11 protein-coding genes are annotated in these 10,189 nt (G+C 68.3%); 5 read left to right on the plus strand and 6 right to left on the minus strand.

The genetic code is table 11. The features are described from left to right. From eccD to AC2VOU_RS10070, 4 genes are all read right to left on the minus strand, one after another. Positions 1-1,097: type VII secretion integral membrane protein EccD (gene eccD, locus AC2VOU_RS10055; RefSeq protein ID WP_486957244.1), on the minus strand; the 1,097-nt coding region annotated here is incomplete at its 3' end. A gap of 2 nt (positions 1,098-1,099) precedes the next feature. Then, positions 1,100-2,701 carry a MinD/ParA family ATP-binding protein gene (locus AC2VOU_RS10060; RefSeq protein ID WP_486957245.1) on the minus strand — a complete coding sequence of 534 codons (1,602 nt, stop codon included), beginning with the start codon at positions 2,699-2,701 and terminating at the stop codon, positions 1,100-1,102. A 32-nt stretch (positions 2,702-2,733) separates the two neighbouring features. Then, positions 2,734-3,567, minus strand: a complete 834-nt coding sequence (locus AC2VOU_RS10065) for an ESX secretion-associated protein EspG (RefSeq protein ID WP_486957246.1) — start codon at positions 3,565-3,567, stop codon at positions 2,734-2,736. Then, positions 3,560-3,802 (minus strand): hypothetical protein, encoded by a 243-nt coding sequence (locus AC2VOU_RS10070; RefSeq protein WP_486957247.1) that lies wholly within the window; start codon positions 3,800-3,802, stop codon positions 3,560-3,562. Before AC2VOU_RS10070 ends, AC2VOU_RS10065 begins: the two co-directional genes overlap by 8 nt. A gap of 553 nt (positions 3,803-4,355) precedes the next feature. Here AC2VOU_RS10070 and AC2VOU_RS10075 point away from each other — a divergent pair. The 5 genes from AC2VOU_RS10075 (at position 4,356) to AC2VOU_RS10095 (ending at position 9,171) form a co-directional block, all read left to right on the plus strand. Continuing rightward, complete coding sequence (locus AC2VOU_RS10075; RefSeq protein WP_486957248.1) at positions 4,356-6,011, plus strand: ParB/RepB/Spo0J family partition protein; 1,656 nt, start codon at positions 4,356-4,358, stop codon at positions 6,009-6,011. 160 nt (positions 6,012-6,171) lie between these two features. Next, positions 6,172-7,041: a ParA family protein gene (locus tag AC2VOU_RS10080; protein WP_486957249.1), complete on the plus strand. Its 870-nt coding sequence runs from the start codon at positions 6,172-6,174 to the stop codon at positions 7,039-7,041. Beyond that, the gene (locus AC2VOU_RS10085; RefSeq protein WP_486957250.1) at positions 7,034-7,285 is read left to right on the plus strand and encodes a hypothetical protein; all 252 of its coding nucleotides are present in this window, start codon (positions 7,034-7,036) and stop codon (positions 7,283-7,285) included. Before AC2VOU_RS10080 ends, AC2VOU_RS10085 begins: the two co-directional genes overlap by 8 nt. A gap of 112 nt (positions 7,286-7,397) precedes the next feature. Further along, positions 7,398-8,633, plus strand: coding sequence for a hypothetical protein (locus AC2VOU_RS10090; RefSeq protein ID WP_486957251.1), 1,236 nt, complete (start codon positions 7,398-7,400; stop codon positions 8,631-8,633). Between the two features lie 172 nt (positions 8,634-8,805). Next, positions 8,806-9,171: a hypothetical protein gene (locus tag AC2VOU_RS10095; RefSeq protein ID WP_486957252.1), complete on the plus strand. Its 366-nt coding sequence runs from the start codon at positions 8,806-8,808 to the stop codon at positions 9,169-9,171. A gap of 70 nt (positions 9,172-9,241) precedes the next feature. On the opposite strand, the gene AC2VOU_RS10100 is transcribed toward AC2VOU_RS10095, so the two are convergent. Continuing rightward, a complete protein-coding gene (locus AC2VOU_RS10100) occupies positions 9,242-9,565 on the minus strand; it encodes a hypothetical protein (RefSeq protein ID WP_486957254.1) in 324 nt (107 codons plus the stop codon). Positions 9,566-9,570: 5 nt separating this feature from the next. Further along, entirely contained in the window at positions 9,571-9,861 is a 291-nt protein-coding gene (locus AC2VOU_RS10105; protein ID WP_486957253.1) for a hypothetical protein, read from the minus strand. Positions 9,862-10,189: the final 328 nt, after the last annotated feature.

Below are 10,189 nucleotides of genomic sequence, written 5' to 3' on the forward strand. Positions count from 1 at the left end.
GTGACCGTGATCGTCGCAATGACCAACCACCAGGCCAACAACGGCGGCGCATCGGGAAGCCACAGCACCAGCACCGACCCGAGGACCGCCAGAATCACCGAGGTCGCGATCAGCCCGCTCTGATAGGAGGCGCTGATGGCGGTCTTGCGCGGCAGGTCCTCGATCTCGGCCAGCGACGACGGCGCCGGGGTGGGCTCCCCCGGTGCGGGCACGTTGGGCAACGGGAACCGTGCCCACACCGCGGAAGCCGTCGGCGCGTTGAGCGCGACGAGCAGAGACAGCGCCAAGACCCCACAGCCCAGCGACAGGTACGGCAGGTGGGCGAACATGCGCACCACCGCGGCGATCGCCACGGTGATGCTCACGGCGATGATCGCGGTGTAGGTGGCCACCCAGGTGCTGGTGAGCGCCAGCAGCAGCAGCGACCACGCCACCAGGCCGGCCGCGGCGAGGAACACCCGCGGTGTGGCGCCGTCACCGGGTAACGCCGCGGCCAGGGCCAACGCCAGCGGGACGGTCGTCGCCACTCCCATTCGGCCCGCGGCCACGGCGCGGCCGCGGCGTCGCAGCAGCACCGTGGCGGCCATGAACACCACGGCTGTCACGCCCAGAGTTCCGGCAGCCCACCACTGGTAGCCGCGATGCCAGCCGTCGAGAGCCAGCCCGCACACCAGCGCGCCGAGCACCAATACCACTGTCTGCACCACGGCGGGCAGCATCTGATGGGTGAACGGCTTGAACTGACGGGCCGAGTGGATCGCCGAGGCGTCGGCGATGTCCTCGACGACCGGTGGCGCCGCCGGCCCCGGCGGGAGCTTGCACAGGATCAGCAGCTGGCCGTCGTCGACCGCGAGCGTCTCGAGTGTCGCGTCGAGACTGAACGGTGTACCGCCCAGCGGGGCAAGGGAATACGGGCGCGGGCCGTCGGAGACGTCCTCGGGTGTGATCTCGTCGTCGTCGCGCCCTGAGGTCAGCGTGGCCCGGATCCGCGGGATCAGCTCGCGAATCGCCAGCGTGGTCGGCAGCGCCAGATCGGCAGCCGCGCCGTCGCCGATGATCGCGACGCGGACTTGCCCGGTAGCAGCGGCAGGATCCATGGTCAGTAGCTCCCCAATTCCTCAGGACGTTGACGTGGTTGGCGGGTCGGGTAGTACTGAGCGATCGAGCCGGCCAGCTCCATCACCGCCTTGCGGGTTTTCTTGCCCATACGCAGGAAGTCGATGAACCCGCCTTCGTGCAGGTGGGTGTCATAGGGGACGTTGACGACCTCTTGGACCTGTTCGCGGAACTTGGCTTCGACGTCCTTCATGTCGATCGCCGGCTTGTCGCCGCTGTTGGCGTTGATGGCGATCACGGTGCGCGGCAGCAGGCGACTGAAGCCGTGCGCCTGCAGCCAAGCCAGGGTGCGCCACGCTCCGTTGAGGCCGGGAGCGTCGTTGGACGACACCACCACCAGGCAGTTGACCTGCTTGGCGATCGCCGGGAACAGGTTGGAGGTGATCGAGGTTCCGCAATCGAGCAGGATCACGTTGTAGTGGGCCCGCAGGATCCGCATGGCCGACTCGAAATCCTGGCTGTTGAGCCGGTAGGACGATCGCGGATCATTCTGGGAGGACAGCATTTCCAGACGATCGTCGTTCTGCACCGTGAACACCCTGACGTTCTGGTAACTGCCGGCGTTCTGCAGCGAGGAGAGCGCCTCGATGTTGGCCTTCGGGCCGCCGTTCTCGTGGAAGCGGGCCGACAGGTTGCCGAGGTCGGTGTCGACGTCGACGACGATCACTCGGTCGCCACGCTCCCGCGCGATCGCGTTACCGGCGGCCACGGCCATGGTGGTCTTACCGACTCCGCCCTTGCTGTTGACGAAGGCGACCACGTACACGTCGAGCAGGCTGGCTCGAATGCGGCGGATCTGCTCCTCGGCGCGCACCTGCTTGGCGCCGGGGCCGGGTTTGATCAGCCCGAACGTCATGGCCGAAACCGCCCGGCGCCATCCCGTGGCCGGGGCTTGGCGCCGCGAGGCGACGATCTCGTCGGGGTCCTCTGCGCCGGCGTAACCGCTGCCGCCGATGAACGGCTCCCCTCCCCCACCGATTGGTCCGCCGAACAGCGGCTGCGGCCCCGAACTCGGTCCCTGCGGCGGCGAGGGCCAACCGCCCTGCTGCGCTGAGGGATTCGGTTCTGCGGAGGGGCCGAAGAAGTCGCCGACACCGGGGTCGTGGGCGGCGGCCTGCTCACGCAGGGCCGCCATGTCGCCGCTGGACATGACCGTGGTCTGCTCGGTGGTGTCGGGCGTCTCTTCGCGGCGCGCCTGCCAGTTCGGCGGTGCAGGCGGTTGTGACGGGGGCGCCGGCGGTGACTGCCGGAACGGCGGCTGCTGATGGCGAGCCAGGCCGCTGGGCGGTGCCGGCGGCGCGGGGGGTGGCGGCGGCACTGAGGGCGGCTGAGCGGCCTCGGCGGCTGGCGTGGGCGGGGCCTGGGTGGGCCGGCGGGTGTCTCCCAGGGGTGAGGCGCCCCCCGGAGGCGGGGTGGCATTCCAGGACGGTCCCGCCGGCGGGACGGGTCGATGGGCGCCGGTGTCCGTGCTGGACGGTGCGGCGTGACGACGCTCGCCCTCCTGCTGCGGCACGGAGGTGGTTCGCTCCTCGGGATCCTGCTCAGGGTCGTTGGCTGCGAAGAAGTCAGGTGGTGGTGTGCTCATAGTCAGTTCGTCTTCCGTTTCGCGTCTAGGGATCAGATGTCGTAGTTCTCGTTGGGAAACCAAGGGCCCGAGGGCAATCGGGCCGTGAGGTCGCGTACCGCCATCGAGATGGCGAACGGTTCGGCGGGGGCGAAGATCGACGAGCCGCCCTCACGGGGCTCCCCCGGCGGCGTGCTGACCAGGATCAGACCCACCTCCGTGCTGGTGAGGTTGACGCTGACGTCGGTCTGGTGGCGCGCACCGTCCACGGAGTCGTGGGCCGTCAGTTCCACCGTGATCCGCTGGCCGGTGTAGACCAACTCCATGATCTGCGCGTCGCGTTCGGGGACACCCAGGTCGGTGAGGGTCTCCACGATGTCGGCGCCGCGGGCGATGCGTTCGTCGATCTGCTTGCCGACGTCCATGCGGATCTCGAACTCGGCAAACCTGGCCGGCGGCTGGTCCGGTGGCAGGCCCGAGGTGATGATCGGTACGACAGCTTCGCTGTGGGTCAGCTGCAGCGGAGTGAACGTCACCATCTGCGCGTAGCGAAGCGCCACCACCGCTTCAGGCGACGCCGCGGTGCGTGCGAGCACGCCGCGCAGCATCTGGTCGGCGTCGACGACGGTGTACCACTCCAGCCACTGCGTCGCATGGCATACCGTCCGAATCGACTCGGCCACAGATGGTTTCACGCGTCCATGCTCGTCGATCACGCCGATGGCGGTCAGCTCGGCCGTGCACTGCTCGACGAACGAGGCCCGATCCGAGGGGTCGACGAAGGGGCCGGTGATCGCCAGTTTCCACGGGAACATGCCTGCCCCCAGATGATCGGCGAGGAACCACGCCTGCTGCGCGGTCACCTCCACCGCCTCGAACCTAGCCATGGTTGTCACCGCTCGGCGGGGTGGCCGCCTCCAGTGCATCGAGCACGGGGCCCAGCGCGCGCTCAGTGATGTGTGACATCGAGGTGTTCCACCGTCGCTCTTGATCTTTGAGCCGATGCATGGTCGAGCGCTTGAGCCGCAGCGTGGTGGCGACCTTCTCGTCCTGGTCCAACATTTGCTTGGTCAGTTCCTGGACGAGCGAGCCGCCGACGCTCTCCGATTCCGTCGTGGCCATGGTGACTCACCCCTTTCTTGCTGGGTCTTTGCCCGCGCGCTCGCAGTAGAGCACACAAGTTGGACACGGCAAATAGATTGCTTATCCCTCTAGCCGATACGGTGCGCGGGGGTAGGCGCTGCATCGGCCAGCTACCAGTCTGCCGTGAAGCGGTAGGCGCATCGCGCACCATTTGAGCGGAGGCGCGTCGCGCATGCATATGCGCATAGGCGGCGCATACGGGAGTATGCGCACACAGCATATTAAGAACGCGAGCGCTGTAGCCGGCGAACACCTGCCCTCCGGTGGCCGATGGCCGCTCACGGTGCGAGACTCAGATAGAGCGGTCCCTTGCTCGTTGTTGCTGACGGGCCTCCCCTCCCCCATTGGGCACTTTCGTCCTCCTACGTCACGCCCGCACCAGTTTCGTCACTGTGACAGGAGGGGCCGACGCGCTTCGTCCCGGTGATTCACCGTGCATCACGGCCTGCTGGGTCGACACGCCGTCCTATGTCTTGTCGGTGTCACTACCCGCCCATAACCTAATACCGGTAATCAGGAAGGAGTCACACCCGTGACTGACACATCCACCCGGTCAGCTCGCCGCCCCGTCAAGGCCGGCGGCAAGCGCAAGACGGCCAACCGCTTCGCCAAGTTCGCCGGCGGCGACGCCGACGTCGACCTCTCCCCCACCCCCAGCGCCGAGCCCGCCGAAGACAGCGGGCTGATCGGCGGAATGTCCGCCGTCGCGGCCGATGAAGCACACCGCGTCGTCAACATCGCCGTCGCCGAGATCGCCCCACACCCGTTCAACGACAACGCCAGGTCGCAACCGCAACCCGACGACCCGAAGTGGGTGGAGCTGCTCAACGGCGTCCGCGCCAACGGCGTCAGACTCCCGGTGCTCGTCGTCCCCCGCGAATCATTCGTTGCCGCCAGACCCTCTGCCGCGCAACAGATTCCGCCGCAAGCGCGATTCGTGTTGGTGTACGGGCATCGCCGACGCGCCGCGGCCCTGGAAGCCGGCCGCGACGTCATCCCCGCCGTCGTCGACGACTCGATCATGGCCGAGGATGGCGACCTCGACGCCATGGCAACGGAAAACCTTGGCAGACAGGATCTCTCAGAACTCGCCGAAGGGGACCTATACGCGCGTTACGCGGACAGCGGACTCACGCAACGCGCGATCGCCGAACGGCTGGGCGTCGATCAGGCCACCGTGTCCCGGCGGCTGGCGCTTATGCTGCTGGCCCCAGAAGTCCGCACCGCAGTCGAAGCGGGCCACCTCAAGGTCACCGAGGCATCCCACTTCGCCAACCTCCTGCCCTTCGGCCCTGCCCGGCGCTGGCAGAAGAAGAAGGACCCCGCACAGAACTCCGAACAGCGCCATGGCGAACAGCTCACCGCGTTGCGCTTCGTCACCCAAATGGAATGGACCGGCCAACGCGCGGCCGAACGCATCGCCGCCGAACGGCTGGCGCGCGACGAAGCGGCCGCCTTGGGTGTGCCGATCGTGGACGATCCGGAAGGCGAACTGGGCTCCGGATACCTCGACCACCGCATCAGCAGGCAGGAATTCGGTGACGGCGTGGAGGCGTTCGGAGCCATCAACGCCATCACCGGACAACTCGACCTGTACCGCCGCACCCCGCCGCACCCACCCGCAGTCGTCGATCCCGGCGCGGCAAGCCCCGCCGCAGGGGACTCGGACGGACCCGCGCCCACCGCCGAGCGCACCAAGGCGGAGGCGACCGATGAGGTCGACACCGACGAGGCGAGCGCGGGGGAGCAGGGCACCGCCGACGACGGCAGGGCGGACGCCGAAGCCGCCGCGATCGCCGAGGAAAGGCGTGCCGATGCCGCCGCCGCCAAGGCCGCCCAGGCGCGCCGGCGCGACGCGTGCGCCGGTCTGCTCAACCATCAGCCGACCAACGCCGACCTCCTCAAGGTCCTCGTTCGGCAGTGCCTGTCCGGCGTCAGCGCCCGCACCAAGACCTCTGCGGTCACGGCGCTGCTGGGGGACTGGGACGCCTCGGTTGAGGCCACGGGGGAGAAGGCCCGCAACATCCGCGCCTGGCACCTGGCGGTCGCGTCGGCAGAGCTGCACACCGCTGAACTGAAGGGCGTCTGGGACGACGACGCGATCGCACACCTGGAGCTGTTGACCGAACGGGTCGGCTATGCCCCAACCGAGTGGGAAAAGCGCCGGCTGGCCGAGGCGCGTGGGTGATTCACGGTGAATCACCGGACTCATCCGTCTCACGTGATTCACCGTGAATCACGCGTCCCACCCGCCTCAGATGATTCACGGTGCATCACCGGCCCCATACCCGGCGGCGATGCCGGCACCTCCATCCACCCCGAAATCGAGCTTTAGGAGAGTCACCTAGATGTCCACCTACACGGTCGCCAACATGTCCGGCAGCGTCGGAAAGACCACCACCGTCGTCACCGCCGCAGTACAACTCGCAGCGTCTGGCCTGCGCGTACGCGTCATCGACCTCGACCCGCAAGCCAACGCCACGACGTGGCTGGGCTATCCCGACATCGAGGGCACCACCATCGCCGACGTGCTGCGACTGGACGCCACGATCAACGACATCGAACGACCCGCCCGCATCATCGACTACACCGAGGACGGCGACCTGATCCTCAGCGACGACCCCGACGCGTGCATCGACAACCTCACGATCGTGCCGGCGGCCCGGTCCACCCTGGACAAGCTCATGGTCGAACTGCCCGCCGTCGTCGGGGGAGTGATGCGACTGCGCGACGCGCTGGAAGCAGCCGCACCCGTCGACGTCACCTTGATCGACTCTCCCGGATCCAACAGCGCCCTGGTCACCGCCGCATTGATCGCGTCCTCCGTCGACGAGGACGGCCCCGAGGGCTCCTGGGGCCTGATCACCTGCACGAAGCCCGCAGGGAAGGAATCAGAGGGCATTCAGGCGCTGCTGCGCGAACTCGCCATCGTCAAGAAGACCTTCCGGATCGACATCCCGCTCCTGGCCATCGTGCCCTGCGCCGTTCCCGCCAGCGGGACCGTCTACCAGCAGCAGATGGAGTACCTGATCGAGGGCTTCGGCGACAAGGTGACTCCGGCGGTACGACGCAGCTCGATCGTCGACGAGGCCTACACCAACTACCGCCCCGTCCCGCTGTACGGATACCGCGCCAAGGACGTCAGCAAGGACTACGAGAACGTGATCGCCCACATGAAGAGCCACGGAATGTTCCGTCCCGCGGCCATCAATGCCTGACGACAAACACCACGCACGCCCTGTCGACGTCGCCAAGCTGAGCAAGCTGAACGTCCCCGCCGAGCTGCACCAGCGCGCCCGCGCCGCGGTGCGCATCGTGCGGCGGGTCACCGGCCGGCGGTACACGATCATGCAGTTCGTCATCGAGGCGTTCGTCGCCCAATTGGCCGTCATCGCCCGCGATTACAACGGCGGCCGCGAGATCTACCCCGACACCGAGCCCCTCGAACGCGGCCGCCGATAAGCTCCGCCCACCGCATCCCCGCGACCTCGAAGCGGCGGGCGATGAGGCGTTTCCCGGCCGTGTCGCTCACAACGCCGATAGTGAGTACGCACACCGCGACGAGGGGAACGAATTGGGCAGCGAGCAGGTCGCCAACCCGGACTCTGATCCGGAGTGGCCGCACGCCCTGGACTACGACACCGTCCGGCCCGCGCCGGCGGTCCCTGCGGTCGATCCGGCCGTGCGCGCACCACTGGACCACGCCTACACCGCAGTCGAGATCATGGCGGCGCTCCCACGTTCGGAAGCCGTCGACGTCGAGGCGCTGCCCGTCGAGTTGCAACGCAAAGCCCGCGCGCACGGCGACGACTTGGCCAACATCATCGAGTCAGAACAGCTGACCACGCGACGTCGCGGGGCCGCGATCTGGTCTGAAGTCACTCGCCTCGACCGCTACGTCCGACCACTCGTCAAGTACGGAACCCCCGTCGCAGCCAGTCTGGCCGTCGCCCTCATGGCGGCGCACTGGGCACGACACTCGGGCGCCTCGACCATCGAGATCCTCACCGCGTCCAGCCCCTTCGGCTATCTCGCCGTCGTCCTGGGTGCGGCTGCCGTCGTGAGCAGGACCGCGCGCCGCCGCGCGGGCGCCCCACCGCACTGGGTGTACACCGACGATGAACTCAAGACCCTCGACGCCGCCTCCATCGACTGGCCGGCCGTGCCCGAGGAACTCGACCGCTACGCCAACGGCGAGACGCTGCGTCGGGAATGGCATGGAACCTGGTTGGCGCGAATCCAGCCTGGGGGAGCGGCACTGGTGTGGCGCGAGCCCCATCTCGTAGCAGTGGCCACGCTTCTGGGCCGCGAGATCCGATGCAGCCCGACCTGGCACAGCGAGCTGCTCGACGTCCACCGCGTCCGCATCGACCTGGACTGCACGCTCGACAGCATCTACATACGGGCGCACCGCATCTGGCGCGCCCGCGCCAACCTGGTCACCCCCGCGAGCAGCGACCCGGACAGCATCGTGGTTCGTCGCAACGCCGAAATCATCGACGCCGCCGAGGACGCGTGGACCACCCTCGCCGCGTTGGTGCGCCAGTTGCAGGACTACCGCACCGCGCTCGTCCCGGTCGACGCCATCCACGCCGAGATCGTCGCCCTGCACCAGAGCAGCCTGCGGATCACCGACCAAGCCGTCCGTCAGCTGCACGTCGACGCCGCCGGCAACGCGCTGCACCGCGGTGCGATCGGTGGGGCGGCCGACGAATTGATAGACCTCAACGCCAACCTCGCGGCGCGGCTGGCAACGCTGCGCCACAGTCTCACCGCCGCCACCAATGGTCTTGTCCTGCGCGCGCCGTAGCGCGCCACACCACAAACGGAAGTGCGCCATGACCCATCCACCATCAACCCCGACAGCCGAGGATCGCACCGTCGTCGCGTTCGCCGGGCGCGGTGGAGGACCAGAACCCCGACCTCTGCTTCGTCGAGATTGACCACCACCCGCCGCCCGGCCCAGGAGACCACGAACCCCAATGGCCCCCACCACCATCACCTTCCGCACCGACCACGGAGTGATCGCCTACAGCGCGCTGGAACGGCCCCAGCGCGGCGAACCCGGCGGCGCCGCCAACGGACTGCTCGGCGGTGAACCCTCTCTCGTGGCCATCGTCCGCGAGATCCTGGCAGGCAACCTGCCCAAGAGCGTGCGCGTCGCCGAACCCGACCTCGACTACGTGTTCACCGCCAACCGCGACACGATCGCCGATGTCGCCGCCGCGATGCTCGTCGCTGGGAACGGCAGAGGTCGCCTCTCAGACGCAGGCTGGGACGCCCTCGACGCCGCCATGGCCGACGGCGAACTCGGAGGACCTGACGCCGACCATCCCGGCCTGCACTGACCCGTGCCTCGCGGGACTCGACTGCGCCGCACCACCCGAGAATCGACATCCGCAAATCCCGGCGACCCCATCACCACGGACGGTCGGCGGTGAGCGCTGTGGGGTCTACCCACAGCTGCAGGGTCAATCGAGCGCTGCCGTTGGCGGCGGCCGCCGGCACGAACACCAGGGCGATCCATCCGCCGTCCGCTCGCCGGAGCCACGCTCGCAGCGTGCCCTCCATCCATGGTTCGACCCGCAGCCCCCAACCGCGGACGAAGAGGGGCAACTCGTCCTGTCGGCGAGCACACGATCCCAGGCCGGGCCAGACCCGCATCATGTCGACCCACACCGAGCGCTCGACGCGAAACAGCGTGCGATACGGACCAGACTCCGGCCACCCGCTGAGGTCCATCCCGGTCACGGGTCGTCCACCCGGTCGGCTCGGCGTGATGCCCGCAGGTTGCGTTCGTCCATGGCGAGCAGCAGGCACTCCGGCCCGAGCGCGGGCCAGTGATCAGTCCACTCGCAGGTGCGGCAGAAGTACGTGCGGTGCGCCCGACCGCAGAGGCACTGCGCCGTCCCGACCAGCACTTTGCCTGGACCCAGCGCGGCTGCGCAGTCCGTGCAGTGCGAGGGCCGCGGCTCGACCCAGCCGCGCGCGGTCTTACGCAGCCGGGCGGCCGGCTCATCCTCCTGGCGCCGCACCACGCAACCATGCTAATCGAACGCATGTTCGATGGGCATGGTTGCGTGCGGGTAGGCGGCAAGTGGGACCCGCCCCGACGGCCCTTGTCGTTATGCCGGCGGCAGCCGCAGGAACACCGTCCGTCTCGCACAACCAACACTTGTGCGAGCGCACAACCAACACTTGTGGGTGTCATGAGTGACCGATACCATCGCCGGCGTGCCTGTGACCGCAACGCGAAGACGCCCGCATGACGTCTGGTGAGCCGAGCGTGGCGCTGATTCAGGCTGCAGCACAACGTCATGCGGATGATTTCGCCGCCAGGATGGCCGACTCCTCACTGGAAGCGGC

It is taken from the genome of Mycobacterium sp. TH-M25 (assembly GCF_057473665.1).

What these genes read in the sequence shown, in the direction of transcription:
- AC2VOU_RS10060 (WP_486957245.1), bottom strand. Translation starts at nt 2,701, where the DNA reads ATGAGCACACCACCACCTGACTTCTTCGCAGCCAACGACCCTGAGCAG.
- AC2VOU_RS10065 (WP_486957246.1), bottom strand. Translation starts at nt 3,567, where the DNA reads ATGGCTAGGTTCGAGGCGGTGGAGGTGACCGCGCAGCAGGCGTGGTTC.
- AC2VOU_RS10070 (WP_486957247.1), bottom strand. Translation starts at nt 3,802, where the DNA reads ATGGCCACGACGGAATCGGAGAGCGTCGGCGGCTCGCTCGTCCAGGAA.
- AC2VOU_RS10080 (WP_486957249.1), top strand. Translation starts at nt 6,172, where the DNA reads ATGTCCACCTACACGGTCGCCAACATGTCCGGCAGCGTCGGAAAGACC.
- AC2VOU_RS10085 (WP_486957250.1), top strand. Translation starts at nt 7,034, where the DNA reads ATGCCTGACGACAAACACCACGCACGCCCTGTCGACGTCGCCAAGCTG.
- AC2VOU_RS10095 (WP_486957252.1), top strand. Translation starts at nt 8,806, where the DNA reads ATGGCCCCCACCACCATCACCTTCCGCACCGACCACGGAGTGATCGCC.
- AC2VOU_RS10100 (WP_486957254.1), bottom strand. Translation starts at nt 9,565, where the DNA reads ATGGACCTCAGCGGGTGGCCGGAGTCTGGTCCGTATCGCACGCTGTTT.